This window comes from Labrenzia sp. THAF82, from assembly GCF_009363435.1.
Classification (GTDB): Bacteria; Pseudomonadota; Alphaproteobacteria; order Rhizobiales; family Stappiaceae; genus Roseibium; species Roseibium porphyridii.
The window spans coordinates 4,167,550-4,183,156 of record NZ_CP045354.1 but is presented as its reverse complement, the minus strand read 5'-3'; the positions used below and the strand labels follow the sequence as shown (position 1 = coordinate 4,183,156).

Genomic DNA, 15,607 nt, shown 5'->3' with positions numbered 1-15,607 from the left:
CGGAAATGAAGGGCAGGCGTGGTGCCTTATTTTTGAAGGAGACGTGTTGATGTCGAATGAGCGGCTTGATTTTGCCGTGGCGCTTGCTGAGAAGGCAGGTGTCCTGGGGCTGGATTATTTTCGCAAGCTGGACACTCTGACGATTACTCAGAAAGGGCACCAGGATCTCGTTTCCGAGGCAGACCGGAATGTGGAAACGCTTATCCGTGACGAGCTCGCAAAGGCATATCCCGACGATGCCATCCTGGGTGAAGAGCACGGCATGGAAGAAGGGTCGTCCGGATACACCTGGGTGACGGATCCGATCGATGGAACAGCAAATTTCGTAACCGGTATCCCACAATGGTGCGTCATTATTGCCTGTGTGTATCAGGGCAAGGTGATCGTGGGTGTTATTCATGACCCCGTGGCGAAGGAAACATTCAAGGCTGCTGCAGGGGGCGGTGCATTTTTGAATGACAAGCCGATCAAAATTTCCGACAGCCAAAGCCTTTCCGTTGGTTCCGTCGGTGTTGGCTTTAATGGCAGAACTGCAATAACCGATGCGGTCAATGTTGTTGGTGCCGTTGTGTCCAAGGGCGGCGTTTTCTTTCGCAATGCCTCAGGCGGCTTGATGCTTGCCTATGCGGCCTCGGGAAGGCTGATCGGCTATGTGGAATCGCACATGAACGCCTGGGATTGCCTCGCAGGTATGCTCCTGACAATTGAAGCTGGCGGTGTTGTAATGGAGCAGGACATCAACCATGCGCTCCACCACGGAGCTCGGGTCGTTGTCGGGGCTCCTGGCGTCTTTGAAGATTTGCGGGCAATCGCAGAGAGCTCATTCGCTCCACTGGAAGCCGCCTAACATTGGGTCAAATGGAGTGACGGCATGATTTTGCGCATGCCGTCGTCTTCGACTTTCATCCGGTCGGAAACTCTCGTTCAAACGTGCTGATCAACAAGCACTGGGTTTCCGTCCGGATCGACAAGGGTAAAACTGGTCGGCCCGGACGTTGTCTCATCTGCTTCAGTCACAAAGGTATAGCCCTTGCCTTTGAGTTCTTTCTGAAGTTCGCGAATATCCTGAAAACTGTCCAGTTTCTGCGCGTTCTGATCCCAACCGGGATTGAATGTCAGAATGTTCTTGTCGAACATGCCCTGAAATAGCCCGATGACAGTATCGCCGTTTTTCATGATGAGCCAGTTGTCGGCACCGGATCCACCAAGATCTGAAAATCCAAGACCTTCATAAAAGGCCTTCGATTTTTTGATGTCCTTCACGGTCAGGCTGATTGAAAATGCACCAAGTTTCATCCGCTCGTCCTCCTAGCCCACATTTTGGGGCAGCCGTGATGCTGTCAAAGGCCGAGAAAGGTTGCAAGACCCGCTCGTGATGCATCTGTAAAGTGATAGGCATGCCAGCCGATCGCTTTCGCAGCTGCCACATTGGCCGCGCTGTCGTCGATCAATAGCAACTCCTGCGGCGCAAGGTCGAGCGTGTCGCTTACATGCTCGAAAAACGCGGTTTCAGGTTTGGCGTGACCGATGCGACCGGATGAAAAGACCTGACTGACCCGATCGCCAAAACCCGACACATGCTCGATATAGTTGGCACGGTGATGTTCATTGTTGGTTGCAATCACTTGCTGCAATCCTTCAGCGGTCAATCTGTCCAGCAATTCGCAGGTAAAAGGGTCTTTCAGATCGTCTTTCCGAAACCAGTATTCCAGCAGTGCCTCGACGCTGAGTTCGTGATTGCTCGCTTCCAGCCAGCGCTGAACGTGAGCTTTGAGATCGATCTTGCCCGAAATCACATCCGGGAATTTGTCATCAAAAATGCCCTTTTGAAGATCGTGCAACGAAATGCCGAAATCGTCTTGAAGGCTATCAGCCCAGACAAAGCGGCCATCAATGATGTTTCGGTTCAAAACACCGTCGAAGTCCCAGGCAATCGCTTTGAGCTTGTGATGCATTGTTTCAAAGTTCGATGATCAGTCTGGAGCAAGGTTTTCGAAGTCTGGCGGATGGGACGGATCTATGCAGCCAGACTACACCCACTCTTGACTGACGCGATCGTAAAGTCTGCCTGTTTCCAAGACATCTGGTTTGACCAGCGCAAGAAGGTCTTCCGCGACAAGCTCAGGTGTTGCGAGATTGTCGGGAATTTCTCCCGGCATCGCCTTGGCGCGAAGCCCTGTGCGTGTCGGACCCGGGTCAGCCATGTTGATCTTCATAGAAGTTTGCAGGCTCTCATTGGCCCAGGTCTTTGTCATGGCTTCAACGGCAGCCTTGCTAATGGCGTGAAGACCCCAGAATGCAGTGCAGGTCTGGGCCTGTACCGCCGTCAGGAAAAGCGCACGTCCGGCATCGGATTGACGCAGCAACGGATCCAGCGACCTGATCAAACGCCAGTTCGCAGTGACGTTCGTTGACATGACTTTCTCAAAGTCCTTTGGACTGATGTGTCCGATTGGGGACAAGACACCCAGCATGCCGGCATTGCCGATCAGAATGTCGAGTTTCTTCCAGCGTTCGAACAGAGCAGCACCGAGCCTGTCGAGAGCGTCAAAATCCATCAGATCGAGCGGCACGAGAGTGGTTTGCCCGCCAGCTGATTTGATTTCGTCGTCCAGATCCTCCAGGCCACCCACTGTGCGGGCAAGGGCAATCACGTGGGCTCCGCGTTCGCCAAGCTTCTTTGCGATCTGATAGCCAATACCGCGGGATGCGCCGGTTACAAGCGCTACCCGGCCGTCGAAGTCTTTTTCCATAATGTACTCTTAGCCGACTTCTACCAGGCGAGGGGCTGACACGAAGTCCTGGTCTTCGGACAGGTCTGTCAAAGGCGTCGGGTAGTCACCGGTGAAGCAATGGTCGGTGAACTGCGGGTTCGCGTCGTCTCTTCCGTCAAAGCCCATGGACTTGTAGATGCCATCAACTGACAGGAAGGCCAGGCTGTCCGCACCGATATATGCGCGCATTTCCTCAAGACCATATTTGGCCGCCAGCAGTTTTTCGCGCATTGGCGTATCAATCCCGTAGTAGTCCGAGTATTTGATAGGCGGGCTGGCGAGACGGAAATGCACTTCGCGCGCACCCGCTTCACGGATCATCTGAACGATTTTGACTGAGGTGGTGCCCCGGACAAGGCTGTCGTCAACCAGAACGACCCGCTTCCCTTCGATCTGGGACCGGTTGGCGGAATGTTTCATTTTCACGCCAAGCGCACGGATCTGTTGGGTCGGTTCGATGAATGTACGCCCTACATAGTGGTTTCGGATAATTCCAAGCTCGAACGGAATGCCGCTTTCCTGGCTATAGCCGATCGCCGCCGGAACACCGCTGTCGGGTACGGGTACAATCACATCCGCATCGGCCGGCGTTTCCTTGGCAAGCTGCTTGCCCATTTCCCGGCGAACGTCATAAACACTCCGCCCGCCGACAACCGAATCCGGCCTGGAGAAGTAGATGTATTCAAAAATACAGGGGCGGGCCGGGCACTTGCCGAAAGGAAAGTAGGATTGGATGCCGGTGGACGTGCACACAATCACTTCGCCGTTTTCGACTTCACGAATGAATTTGGCACCGATGATATCAAGTGCACATGTTTCCGATGCCAGGATGGGCGCTCCGTTCAGGTCTCCCAGAACGAGTGGGCGGATACCGAGAGGGTCGCGTGCGCCGATCAGTTTTTTGGACGTCAGGGCAACGAGGGAATAAGCCCCTTCCATTTGCGTGATGGCCTCGATGAAACGATCGACGATCTTTCCCTTCCGAGACCGGGCGACAAGCTGCAGCACCACTTCTGAATCCGACGTGGACTGACAAATCGCCCCATCGCGGATCAGTTGAGCGCGCAAAGTCAGTGCATTGGTGAAGTTGCCGTTATGACAGACCGCAATACCGCCGCCGTCGAGCTCGGCAAAGAGTGGCTGGACATTACGGAGGATTGTTTCACCGGTCGTCGAGTAGCGGACGTGACCGATGGCAGCCTTGCCGGTCAGCCGTCCAATCGTGTCCGCGTCGGAAAAGTGGTCACCAACAAGTCCCAGATGCCGTTCTGCCCGGAACTGGTCATTGTCGAAGGTGACGATGCCGGCCGCCTCTTGACCGCGATGCTGAAGGGCATGAAGGCCGAGAGCCGTCAGAGCACTGGCATCCTCATGTCCCAAAATGCCAAACACACCGCACTCTTCGCGCAGTGTGTCGTCATTGATGTCAAACGGCTCGTGAATCTCAGTTCCGCCAGTCATGGCGAACTCTCCTTGAGTTCGGCCGGTTTGTCGAAACCGGTCCGTCTATGGTCAAGATCGGCGCCGTCCGGCGGCGTCAGTTGTTACTGTCCGTAGTCAGCTGTTCGAGACCTTGGGTCTCGGACTCGCTGTAAGTCGGTTCTTCTGAAGGCGTGCTGGCATTGCCGCCACCACTCAGATTGTTCTCGCGGATCTTGTCGAGAATTGCCTTCTCGGGATCCTCCGGCAGCACGGCTACCAGGCGTTCTCCGATCGACAAGAGAATAGGTGTCGATTTCGCATCAAGCACCCATTGCGGCTGCTGGTCCGGCTGGACAAACCAGTTGAAGAACATCATTGCGACGACAACCAGCAACAAGCCGCGAACAGCACCAAAGACAAAGCCAAGCGTGCGGTCGAGCGCGCCGATGCGACTGTCCAGAACGAAGTCCGATATCCGCATTGTTATGTAGCTGACGACGAGAAGCGTCACGAGGAAGACAGCGGCAGCGGAAACACCCATGGCGACGATGTCATGGGAGATATACTGCTTGGCGTAAGGCACGACCCGCTCGTAAAGCAGGAATGCCGCTGCTGCGGCTGCCACCCAGGACACGATGGAAAGAACTTCCCGAACAAATCCGCGGATCATCGCGAGGATCGCCGAAATGAACATGATGGCCAAAAGCAGTCCGTCCAGCAGCGTTATCGGCATGATCCTTGAAATTCCTCTGTCTGGCGCTCCGGCAAGAGCCTAAACCTTTTCTCAAACCCGGCGCATAATGCGTCAGGTCCGCCCTGAAGCACTAGCCTCTGCCGAAAGTTTGGCAACAAAGTCCCCAAGTTCCGGCAGTCCTGTGGCTTTGAAAGCCGATGCGGCATTGTCCTTCAGGTTTCCTTCCGGACAATAAGCCTGATCGAAGCCGAGTTTTTCCGCTTCTTTCAGCCTGGATTGGGCCTGGGCGACTGGCCGGATGGCTCCTGACAGGCTGACTTCGCCGAAATAGACGCAATTGGCCGGAAGGGCAAGCCCGCTGAGTGAAGAGATCAGAGCTGCCGCGACAGCCAGGTCAGCACCGGGCTCACTGATTTTGAGTCCGCCTGCAACATTCAGGTAAACGTCATGCTGCGAAAAACGCACGCCGCATCGTGCCTCCAGCACTGCAAGGATCATCGACAAGCGCGCGCTGTCCCAACCGATAACCGCTCTGCGCGGTGTTCCAAGTGAGGATTGTGCGACAAGCGCCTGGATTTCGATCAGCAGGGGACGTGAGCCTTCTAAACCCGCAAAAACCGCTGCTCCCGGGGCTGAAGTGTTGCGGTCTCCAAGGAACAAGGCAGAAGGATTTGGCACTTCCACCAGACCTTTGCCGGTCATTTCGAAGACGCCGATTTCGTCTGTAGCGCCGAAGCGGTTCTTCACAGAACGCAATATCCGGTATTGGTGCGCACCATCGCCTTCGAAATAGAGGACCGCGTCGACCATGTGTTCCACGACCCTCGGGCCAGCAATCTGACCGTCCTTGGTCACGTGACCGACCAGCACCAGTGTCGTTCCGTTCTTTTTGGCGTAACGAACCATGGCCTGAGCCGATGCGCGCACCTGGGTGACCGTGCCGGGAGGAGAATCAACCTGGTCGGTCCAGAGCGTTTGTACGGAATCCAGAATCAGAAGAGCGGGAGCGGTATCGGCCTCAAGCGTCGCAAGAATATCTTCAACACTTGTCTCTGCAGCCAGGGCAACAGGAGCATCGGCCAGACCAAGTCTTTCGGCTCTGAGCCTTACCTGACCAATGGCTTCTTCGCCGGAAATATAGATTGTCTTGTGACCGAGATGCGCCAGTTGGGCTGCTGCCTGGATCAGGAGTGTCGATTTTCCAATGCCCGGATCACCACCGACAAGCAGTGCCGACCCGCGCACAAATCCGCCACCGGTGACCCGGTCAAGTTCCGCAACCTTGGTCTCGCATCGTGGCGCTTCCTTGCTGTCTCCGGACAGACCGACCAGCGGAACCACCCGGCCTTTGCTCCGGGAGGCTCGTCCGGGTCCGCCGCCCACTCCGCCTCCGGTCTGTTCTTCAACAATCGTGTTCCAATCCCCGCAGGATTCGCAGCGACCGACCCACTTTGCGGTAACTGCGCCGCAGGATTGGCAAACAAAGGAAGTCGAGCGACGCGCCATTGCCGTTTATCAAGCTCCGATCAGGAGAGAGGCCCGTAGACGCGTTCAAAACGACGCCCAAGGCTGGTCAGGTATTCGTAATCGATGGTCTCCGCATAAGCTGCAATCTCCGCCGCCGCAACATTGGGACCGAGCATTTCCACAAAGGCACCGCGTCGCAGAAGGTGTTCGGGCACATCCGTGACATCCAGAGTAATCATGTCCATGGAAATACGCCCGAGGATCGGTGCCTTGTAGCCGCCGATCATGCCGAACCCACCCGGTCGATCATCGCTGGAGCTGGCGCGCCGCAACATGCCATCTGCATATCCGGCGGCGATGACGGCATTCTTCAAGGGGCGATGTGCCGTCTGTTTCGCTCCATAGCCTATTGTGTCGCCTTGGGGTACATCGCGCACGATCATGATCTTCGCTTCAACCTTGGCAACTGGCTTCATCGGATTGGGAGCCGTTTCGATCGCCATCCCACCGTAAAGCGCGATGCCGGGCCGGACGAGATCGAAGTGATATTCCGAACCCATCAAGATGCCGGCAGAGTTTGCCAAAGACTTTGGAATGGACGGGAAGGGGGCGGTGAGCTCACGAAAGCGATCCAGCTGTTCCCGGTTCATGGGATGGTCTGGCACCGAACCGCAGGCCAGATGGCTCATGATGAGCGATGGTACAAACGGACCAAGCAGTTCCTTGTCCTGCATGGAGGCTTGAAACTCTTGCGGCGAGAGACCGAGACGATGAATACCTGTGTCAACGTGAACCGCGGCAGCAAAACTTTTGCCTGCTGACCGGCAGATCCCGGCCCATTCTTCCAGCTCTTCCAGAGACCCGAGAACCGGACGAATATTCTGGCCCAGAAAATGCTCAGCAGTGCCGGGAAGCAACCCGTCGAGGACGTATATGGTTGCCTCAGGCAAGATCTGCCGAAGCTCAACCGCTTCGGTTGGAACGGCGGTAAAAAAAGTTCGGCAACCGGCTTCAAAGAGATGAGGACCGACTTTGGCCTGGCCAGTGCCATATGCGTCGGCCTTGATGGCGGCTGCGCATTCCGTTTCGCCGATGAGCCTTTTGTTGAGATCTGACCAGTTAGCCGCAATGGCATTCAGATCGATTGTCAACCGGCCGCCATAAAGTTCGGCTGGGAATGTTGAATGCTGATACGGCGACACGATGCGCTTTGGTCTCCAGCCAGAATCGGTGAGTGCTCAATGGGCGGGAGTTTAGCGCATCAAAGATAGGGAATGCCAATGCTGAGATCGGCGGATGACGAAATTGAGATCAATCCATATAGAGGAATTCGACCCCGGTCTCGCCACTTCGAATCCAGCGAATTTCAGCGTAGAAACGCAGTCTACGGCTTTCAACCTCAATTGTGACCCGCTGCCCGGGCTCCAGCCCCTTGGTATTCGTGGCAAGGCGGCACCCTCCAACGCTGATATCTTCCACAACGCAAGGACGATGCGCTCCTTCCTGCTTGAGCAACCCGGGCCACTTGCACCTTTTTCGCGGGAAAATCCTCGCTTCTTCCAGAAGTTTTTGTTTCGAAGAATACAAGTGGTTTCGCCTGAAATGCATTGTTAGAAATAGTCAGGGTCAAACCATATCTAAAGTTGTTTAACAGCGCTTTAAGTTCGCTACTCGCTCTTTCTAGTTGCGGATATTTCCAGGGGAGGCCTAATTGCACCGTTTCTTGTTGCAAAGGTGATGGTTTTCAGGTGCCAACTACCCGTCGACTTTGGCATTTGTGTCGCGGCTATTCGTACCTTTGCGGCAAGTGATCGTCCTCTGCAAGATCGGAGAAACGGGTAAATTCGCCCTGGAAGTGCAGGTTGGCTGTGCCCGTGGGTCCGTGACGCTGCTTGGCGATGATTACTTCAGCCTTGCCTTTGGCCGCATCGTGCTTGGCTTCCCACGCGGCATATTCCGGTGATCCGACCTCTGGTTCGGTCTTCGACAGGTAGTATTCTTCACGATACACGAACAGCACCACATCGGCGTCCTGCTCGATGGATCCCGATTCACGCAGATCCGACATCATCGGACGTTTATCGTCTCGCGATTCAACCTGACGGGACAGCTGTGACAGCGCGATGATCGGTACGTTGAGTTCCTTTGCCAGCGCCTTCAAACCCGTGGTGATCTCGGTGATCTCCTGAACGCGGTTACCGGAGTTCTTGGCGGATCCCGAAAGAAGCTGGATATAGTCGACTACCAGAAGATCCAGTCCGCGCTGGCGTTTCAGGCGCCGCGCCTTGGCAACGAGTGACGCGATGGAAATGCCGCCGGTCTGGTCGACGTGAAGTGGCACAGCTTGCATTGTCTGAGCACAAGCGGCGAGCTTTTCAAACTCCGCTTCCGTGATATCCCCTCGTCGGATTTTGGAAGACGATATTTCAGCTTGCTCGGAAATAATACGCGTTGCGAGCTGTTCGGCCGACATTTCAAGCGAGAAGAAGCCGACCACACCGCCATTCACGGTTTTGATCGAACCATCCTGCTGCTCTTCCGACTTATAGGACTGAGCAATGTTGTAAGCGATGTTGGTGGCAAGCGATGTTTTGCCCATGGCTGGCCGGCCGGCAAGAACAATGAGATCCGAATGCTGCAAACCGCCCATCAGTCGGTCGAGTTCACGCATGCCGGTGGAAATGCCCGAGAGTGCACCCTCACGATTATAGGCCGCATGCGCCATTTCAATGGTTTCAGACAACGCATCGCCAAAGGCGACGAACCCACCTTCTGAGCGTCCGGTCTCCGCCAGTTCGAACAATCGGCGCTCGGCGTCGTCGATTTGTTGCCCAGGTGGTACGTCGATCGGAGCGTCAAAAGCGATGTTGACCATGTCTTCGCCGATCCGGATCAGATTCCGGCGAATGGCAAGGTCATATATCGTGCGACCATAGTCTTCGGCATTGATGATGGAGGCCGCGTCTCCGGCAAGCCTCAGCAAAAACTGTGTTGCAGACAGATCCGCGATTTTGGCATCTGCAGGATAGAAGGTCTTGAGTGTTATCGGAGAGGCGGTTTTGCCGGCTCTGATAAGGTGGCCGATCTTTTCGTAGATATCCTGATGTGACGGGACAAAGAAGTGGTGCGGTTCCAGAAAGTCGGAAACCCTGTAGAAAGTTTCGTTGTTCACGAGAATTGCACCCAGCAGCTGCCGTTCGGCTTCCGCGTTATGCGGCGCCAGGCGTTGGATGTCTTCTTCTGTTTCGACCTTCTGCAACGTGCCCTTCATTTCGTCCCCCGATGACCCAAGTTCATTCGGAATACTCTCTGTTGAAGGGCCGCTCAAGCACCAACAAGAGCAGTTTTTGATTCTTGCTGAGATCCACAGATCAACGGGGAAAGAATCGAATCTCGCTTGACTCTAAAGTCGATTGAAGACTCAAGGCTGTAGCTCTTAGTGTTTGAAATCAAACAATTTTTTGTAAAGGTAAATGGAAACTTAATAAATTTGTCATGAGTTTCAAGGCCTTGAATGAGACTCTGAATTCACCGAATGAAGTGCCGCGTAGATGATGGGAAATAAATAACTGGCAAAAGAAAAACGGCGCTGAAAACAGCGCCGTTGATCTTTAGCCGGTAAAGTTGAATTCAGGCCCTTAGGCTTCTTCTTCAGCAGCAGCTTCTTCGGTTGCTTCAGCGCCTTCTTCGGTGCTTTCTTCTTCTGCTTCTTCGTCTTCTTCAAATTCGAAGACATCCTGTTCAGGAGTGGTGAGGTCTTCACCAGCAGCCTGGCGGACAGCTTCGTCTTCAGAACGGGCAACATTTACAGAGATGCTGACCTCGACTTCCGGATGAAGCTGAATTAGCACCGAGTGCAGGCCGATGGTTTTGATCGGTGTGCGCAGTTCAACCTGGCTGCGAGCAACGCTGAAGCCGCTTTCGGTGAGGCCTTCAGCAATGTCGCGCGTAGACACGGAACCGTAAAGCTGTCCGGTCTCACCCGCAGAGCGGATCATGACAAGGGATTCGCCGTCGAGTTTGGAAGCAACTGCTTCTGCCTCGGACTTGCGCTCAAGGTTACGTGCTTCAAGCTGGGCGCGTTCACGTTCGAAACGCTCAAGATTGGCTTTGTTGGCGCGCAGTGCCTTGCCTTGCGGCAGAAGGTAGTTGCGGGCGTAGCCGTCGCGTACACGAACCTTGTCGCCCATCTGGCCGAGCCTGGCGATACGCTCAAGAAGGATAACTTGCATGTTTATCTCCTACTGTCCCATTGGTGAGCCCAATGGTTAGAGACCGTTTGCCCGCAGTCCCAATACGGGTCTCCCGGGAAGAACCCGGGAGAGGGGTGTTTCTGAAAGCCAGAAACGCTTAGCTGATCACGAAAGGCAGCAGGCCGAGAAGGCGGGCGCGTTTGATTGCGCGGGCCAGTTCACGCTGCTTCTTCGCCGAAACCGCGGTGATACGGCTCGGGACGATCTTGCCGCGCTCGGAAATATAGCGCTGCAGCAGACGGATGTCCTTGTAGTCGATCTTCGGTGCGTTTGAACCGGAGAACGGGCAAGTCTTCCGACGACGGAAGAAGGGACGGCGGCTCGGAAGCTGTGCAATATCAACCATTGTCTCTTACTCCTCTTCGGTCCGGCGCGGCGGACGGCCACCACCAGAACGCTCACCTCGGTCACCGCGGTCGCCACGTCCGCCACCACGGCGATCGTCACGGTCGCGCTTCTGCATCATTGCGGAAAGCTCTTCATCCAGTTCGTCGACACGGAATGTCATGTGACGCAGGACGTCTTCGCTCAGACCCATCTGGCGTTCCATCTCGGCAACAGCGGCGTGCGGTGCCTCGATGTTCATCAAAGTGTAGTGAGCCTTGCGGTTCTTCTTGATGCGGTAAGCGAGAGTCCGAAGACCCCAGTTTTCGATTTTTCCGACTTTACCGCCGGCGCCTTCGATCAGGCCCTTGTACTGTTCGACAAGTTGTTCGACCTGTTGGGCCGAAACGTCCTGGCGTGCCAGGAACACGTGCTCATAAAGAGGCATGGAAACAAGCCTTTCCTCAAGTTGACAACACGAGATCTGGCGCAGAGCCTCCTCGCAACCCCGGAAAGGCACGAGAAATCTAACGAGAGCGGGAACACGGGAAGTCGGGTCTTTTGAGAAAACCCTGGCTAGCGCCCTTCCGTTCAGCCCCCGGCCAAACCTCGGATGAAGCGCGCTCTATACTCCTTTCGGGAGAAAATGCAAGACTTGGTGAGCGAAAACTGCGGACAGTTGATCCTCCACAGCGCGCAACAGTCCTTGGCAACGATCGCGCTGGCTTCTAGCTTGTTCGGCATGCTTGGTAGGACGGCGCATGTGTATGGGGCTAACAAGTCGCGCAAAATCGACTGAAATTGAGAAATCCTGGCGCAGGGCCTTGACAGTTAGGTCAAGAGCGTATCATAGCCTCGCGCCAAGTTCGACTTCAGCCCATCCCCGGGTTGGTATGCCGCTTTCTAATTAAAGCCGGGCGCAGAACGCGAAAGCATTCCGGTCCCGCGCACGTGTCTCGGAGGCGATTTCAGATGACGATTGCATTCACATTTCCCGGTCAGGGCAGCCAGAGTGTAGGCATGGGCAAGGCACTTGCGGATGCCTTTCCGGAAGCAAGAGCAGTCTTTGACGAAGTCGATGAGGCCTTGGGCCAGAAACTGTCCGACATTATGTGGAATGGGCCTGAGGATGCCCTGACACTCACCGCGAACGCCCAGCCTGCGTTGATGGCGGTCAGTCTGGCAACAATGCGCGTTCTGGAAGCAAAAGGTCTTGATCTCAAATCGACCGCTGCTTTTGTCGCTGGTCACTCGCTGGGAGAGTATTCGGCGCTTGCGGCAGCCGGCAGCTTCGATGTTGCTACCGCGGCAAGGCTTTTGCGGGTAAGAGGCGATGCCATGCAAAACGCCGTTCCTGTGGGACAGGGGGCTATGGCGGCTCTTCTCGGTCTTGATTTCGAAACCGCTGTGGAAGTTGCTGAAGATGCCGCCCAGGGCGAAGTCTGCCAGGCAGCGAATGACAACGCACCTGGACAAGTGGTCGTCTCCGGTCATCTCGCAGCTGTTGAGCGCGCAGTGGAGATTGCCAAGGCCAAGGGCGCGCGTCGTGCGGTGATGTTGCCTGTCAGTGCACCGTTTCATTGTTCCCTGATGGCGCCGGCAGCAGATGCTATGGCAGCAGCGCTTGCGAGTGCCGACATCAAGGCGCCAACAGTACCGCTGGTGGCCAATGTTCTTGCTGCACCTGTTTCAGATCCGGCTGATATTCGCGATCGCCTCGTTGAGCAGGTAACCGGAACCGTCCGCTGGCGTGAGAGCATCACCTGGCTAGCTGAAAACGGAGTTGAGACCTTTGTGGAAGCCGGGACCGGCAAGGTTCTGACGGGAATGGTCCGTCGGATCGCAAAGGAAGCAACCGGTATTGCCGTCAACACACCTGAAGACATCGATGCGCTACTGGAAAAGCTTTCCGGATAGGCCGCTTTTTCTGTAGGTTTCACCATCAAAAGCCCCGAACGGGGCAAGGACCGACGAGGGAAGGACCCCTAATGTTCAGTTTGGAAGGGAAAAACGCACTTGTCACGGGTGCGACCGGCGGCATCGGTGAGGCAATCGCCCGTGCGCTGCATGCTCAAGGTGCGACGGTTTCTCTGTCTGGAACAAGGGCCGAAAAACTGGAGGCACTTGCCGCCGACCTCGGCGAACGTGCGTTCGTAACTCCAGCCAACCTGTCTGACCGCGAGGCCGTAGATGCTCTTCTTCCCCAGGCGGAAGAAAAGATGGGTTCGGTCGACATTCTGGTCAACAACGCAGGTATTACCCGGGACAATATCTTCATGCGTATGAAGGATGACGAGTGGGACCAGGTTCTGGAAGTCAATTTGACGTCCGGTTTCCGTCTCTGTCGTGCAGCGATCAAGGGCATGATGAAACGCCGTTCTGGGCGCATTGTTGGTATCACGTCGGTTGTCGGTGTGACCGGAAATCCGGGCCAGGTGAACTACGCTGCGGCAAAGGCCGGCATGATTGGCATGTACAAATCTCTTGCCAGAGAAGTTGCCAGCCGGAACATCACCGTCAATACGATCGCCCCTGGTTTCATCGAAACGGCGATGACCGACGCGCTGAATGACAAGCAAAAAGAATCGATTTTGACCAGCGTCCCTGCCGGGCGTTTGGGCACTTCGGCTGAAATCGCTTCAGCCGCCCTTTATCTTGCCAGTGACGAAGCCGCCTATGTGACAGGACAGACCCTGCACGTAAATGGTGGCATGGCAATGATTTAAAAGGAAAATTTGCCGGGAAGGCAAAACGAATCCGGGCCGTTGACAAGCGTTCTGGACCGGCTGGTAAAGGTCAACAAAGTGTGTTACCAACCCGCCGATTGTTACGAAATGCGCATTCAAGTCCGGTTTTCCGGTTTGGATGCGTATTGGCATCTTGAAGACCGCGATGTCGCGCCTCCGCTTTTTGGAAAACCGGTCAGGGGCAGGTCGCGAGATATGATTAGAAGAAAACTAAGGAAGTGAAAGATGAGCGATATCGCGGATCGGGTAAAGAAGATCGTCGTGGAACACCTCGGTGTTGACGCAGAAAAAGTTGTCGAAGGCGCAAGCTTCATCGACGACCTGGGTGCGGACAGCCTTGACACCGTTGAGCTGGTCATGGCCTTCGAAGAAGAATTCGGCGTAGAAATCCCGGACACAGCGGCAGAAACCATTCTCACTGTGGGCGACGCTGTCAAATTCCTGGAAGCCAACAAGTAAGGGCATTGCCCTTCTTTTTGTGAGTGTATGAAGATCGGGCCGGCGGGGATATGCTCCGCCAGGCCCTTCAACAGTAAGTGCGGGTGTATGAGGCGAGTAGTCGTAACTGGGTTGGGCATGGTCACGCCGCTTGGCAGCGGTGTCGATGTCACTTGGAAAAAGATCCTCGAAGGTAAAAGCGGGGCCAACAAGGTCGACAATTTCAAGGTTGACGATCTGGCCTGCCAGATTGCCTGTCAGATCCCGCGCGATTCTGCTAAAGAAGGCGCGTTCAATCCGGATGACTGGATGGACGTCAAGGAACAGCGCAAAGTCGACGACTTCATTGTCTATGCAATGGCCGCTGCCGATCAAGCCATGGCGGACTCCGGTTTCAAGGCCGAAACGTATGAGCAACAAGCCAGATCAGGCGTGTTGATCGGGTCCGGTATCGGGGGGCTTCAGGGAATTGAACAAGGTGCCCATCTGCTGGCCGAAAAAGGCCCGCGCAGGGTTAGCCCGTTCTTTATTCCCGGTCGACTGATCAACCTGGCCGGCGGTTACGTTTCAATTCGCCACAGCCTGAAAGGCCCGAACCATGCAGTTGTGACTGCTTGTTCGACGGGTGCTCATGCTATTGGCGATGCTTCACGCTTGATTGCCTTCGGTGATGCCGATGTGATGGTTGCCGGTGGCACTGAGTCTCCGGTTTGCCGATTGGCTCTCGCCGGTTTTGCAGCTTGCCGTGCGTTGTCCACCGCATTTAACGACACTCCGGAAAAAGGCTCGCGGCCATATGATGTAGCCCGTGACGGGTTCGTCATGGGTGAAGGAGCCGGTGTTGTCGTTCTGGAAGAATACGAACATGCGGTCAAACGCGGCGCAAACATCTATGCCGAGGTCATTGGATATGGCCTCTCCGGAGACGCCTACCACATAACAGCGCCTTCTTCGGATGGTGATGGTGCCTACCGCTGCATGGAAGCTGCGCTGAAGCGTGCCGAGGTAACTCCTGCGGATGTCGACTATGTGAATGCTCATGGGACTTCAACGCCGCTCGGCGATGAAATTGAGCTCGGCGCCGTCACACGCCTTGCAGGCGAACATGCTTCGGGTCTGACCATGTCGTCGACCAAGTCTTCAATAGGCCATTTGCTGGGGGCCGCTGGCGCTGTGGAATCCATATTCTCTGTGCTGGCCATTCGTGACGGAATGGCTCCGCCAACGATCAACCTTGACAATCCGTCCGTTGAAACGGAAATCGATCTGGTTGCGCACAAGCCGAAGAAGTTGGACATCAATGTTGCCTTGTCGAATTCATTCGGCTTTGGTGGCACAAATGCTTCCCTCGTCTTCCGTAAAGTTGCCGCATAACTCATTCAATTTCTCTCCAGCCGGGCACGATTCGTTAAAAGTCCGGCTCGGGAAATTGACTGTGACAACTGATCCGATTGGGCTCATTATCCCGGATGTGAGGCTCAATCCTGG

The 15,607-nt window shown here is 55.3% G+C and carries 17 protein-coding genes; 5 read left to right on the top strand and 12 right to left on the bottom strand.

What is annotated here, in order from left to right; translation table 11 throughout:
* The first annotated feature begins 49 nt into the window (after positions 1 to 49).
* Positions 50 to 847: an inositol monophosphatase family protein gene (locus tag FIV00_RS19220; RefSeq protein ID WP_152502268.1), complete on the top strand. Its 798-nt coding sequence runs from the start codon at positions 50 to 52 to the stop codon at positions 845 to 847.
* 77 nt (positions 848 to 924) lie between these two features.
* Here FIV00_RS19220 and FIV00_RS19215 read toward each other — a convergent pair whose 3' ends face one another.
* From FIV00_RS19215 to rpsF, 12 genes are all read right to left on the bottom strand, one after another.
* Entirely contained in the window at positions 925 to 1,296 is a 372-nt protein-coding gene (locus tag FIV00_RS19215) for a VOC family protein (RefSeq protein ID WP_152502267.1), read from the bottom strand.
* 44 nt (positions 1,297 to 1,340) lie between these two features.
* Positions 1,341 to 1,955 (bottom strand): HAD family hydrolase, encoded by a 615-nt coding sequence (locus FIV00_RS19210; RefSeq protein WP_152502266.1) that lies wholly within the window; start codon positions 1,953 to 1,955, stop codon positions 1,341 to 1,343.
* A gap of 75 nt (positions 1,956 to 2,030) precedes the next feature.
* A complete protein-coding gene (locus FIV00_RS19205) occupies positions 2,031 to 2,753 on the bottom strand; it encodes an SDR family NAD(P)-dependent oxidoreductase (RefSeq protein ID WP_152502265.1) in 723 nt (240 codons plus the stop codon).
* 9 nt (positions 2,754 to 2,762) lie between these two features.
* Complete coding sequence (gene purF, locus FIV00_RS19200; RefSeq protein ID WP_152502264.1) at positions 2,763 to 4,235, bottom strand: amidophosphoribosyltransferase; 1,473 nt, start codon at positions 4,233 to 4,235, stop codon at positions 2,763 to 2,765.
* Positions 4,236 to 4,311: 76 nt separating this feature from the next.
* Positions 4,312 to 4,929: a CvpA family protein gene (locus FIV00_RS19195; protein ID WP_152502263.1), complete on the bottom strand. Its 618-nt coding sequence runs from the start codon at positions 4,927 to 4,929 to the stop codon at positions 4,312 to 4,314.
* 72 nt (positions 4,930 to 5,001) lie between these two features.
* Entirely contained in the window at positions 5,002 to 6,396 is a 1,395-nt protein-coding gene (gene radA / locus FIV00_RS19190) for a DNA repair protein RadA (protein WP_152502262.1), read from the bottom strand.
* 20 nt (positions 6,397 to 6,416) lie between these two features.
* Complete coding sequence (gene alr / locus FIV00_RS19185; protein WP_209006619.1) at positions 6,417 to 7,559, bottom strand: alanine racemase; 1,143 nt, start codon at positions 7,557 to 7,559, stop codon at positions 6,417 to 6,419.
* A 109-nt stretch (positions 7,560 to 7,668) separates the two neighbouring features.
* Entirely contained in the window at positions 7,669 to 7,965 is a 297-nt protein-coding gene (locus FIV00_RS30570) for a PilZ domain-containing protein (RefSeq protein WP_152502260.1), read from the bottom strand.
* Between the two features lie 178 nt (positions 7,966 to 8,143).
* Positions 8,144 to 9,628 carry a replicative DNA helicase gene (locus FIV00_RS19175; RefSeq protein ID WP_152502259.1) on the bottom strand — a complete coding sequence of 495 codons (1,485 nt, stop codon included), beginning with the start codon at positions 9,626 to 9,628 and terminating at the stop codon, positions 8,144 to 8,146.
* A 367-nt stretch (positions 9,629 to 9,995) separates the two neighbouring features.
* Positions 9,996 to 10,589 carry a 50S ribosomal protein L9 gene (gene rplI / locus FIV00_RS19170; protein WP_152502258.1) on the bottom strand — a complete coding sequence of 198 codons (594 nt, stop codon included), beginning with the start codon at positions 10,587 to 10,589 and terminating at the stop codon, positions 9,996 to 9,998.
* Positions 10,590 to 10,707: 118 nt separating this feature from the next.
* A complete protein-coding gene (gene rpsR / locus FIV00_RS19165; RefSeq protein ID WP_029066450.1) occupies positions 10,708 to 10,956 on the bottom strand; it encodes a 30S ribosomal protein S18 in 249 nt (82 codons plus the stop codon).
* A 6-nt stretch (positions 10,957 to 10,962) separates the two neighbouring features.
* On the bottom strand, positions 10,963 to 11,382 hold the full coding sequence (gene rpsF / locus FIV00_RS19160) for a 30S ribosomal protein S6 (protein ID WP_152502257.1): 420 nt from the start codon (positions 11,380 to 11,382) through the stop codon (positions 10,963 to 10,965).
* A 524-nt stretch (positions 11,383 to 11,906) separates the two neighbouring features.
* Between rpsF and fabD the strand changes: the two genes are divergently transcribed.
* From fabD to fabF, 4 genes are all read left to right on the top strand, one after another.
* A complete protein-coding gene (gene fabD / locus FIV00_RS19155; RefSeq protein WP_152502256.1) occupies positions 11,907 to 12,851 on the top strand; it encodes an ACP S-malonyltransferase in 945 nt (314 codons plus the stop codon).
* Between the two features lie 71 nt (positions 12,852 to 12,922).
* Entirely contained in the window at positions 12,923 to 13,660 is a 738-nt protein-coding gene (gene fabG / locus FIV00_RS19150; protein ID WP_152502255.1) for a 3-oxoacyl-[acyl-carrier-protein] reductase, read from the top strand.
* Positions 13,661 to 13,906: 246 nt separating this feature from the next.
* Complete coding sequence (locus FIV00_RS19145) at positions 13,907 to 14,140, top strand: acyl carrier protein (protein ID WP_008194310.1); 234 nt, start codon at positions 13,907 to 13,909, stop codon at positions 14,138 to 14,140.
* Between the two features lie 87 nt (positions 14,141 to 14,227).
* Positions 14,228 to 15,493, top strand: a complete 1,266-nt coding sequence (gene fabF, locus FIV00_RS19140) for a beta-ketoacyl-ACP synthase II (RefSeq protein WP_152502254.1) — start codon at positions 14,228 to 14,230, stop codon at positions 15,491 to 15,493.
* The last annotated feature ends 114 nt before the right edge of the window (positions 15,494 to 15,607 follow it).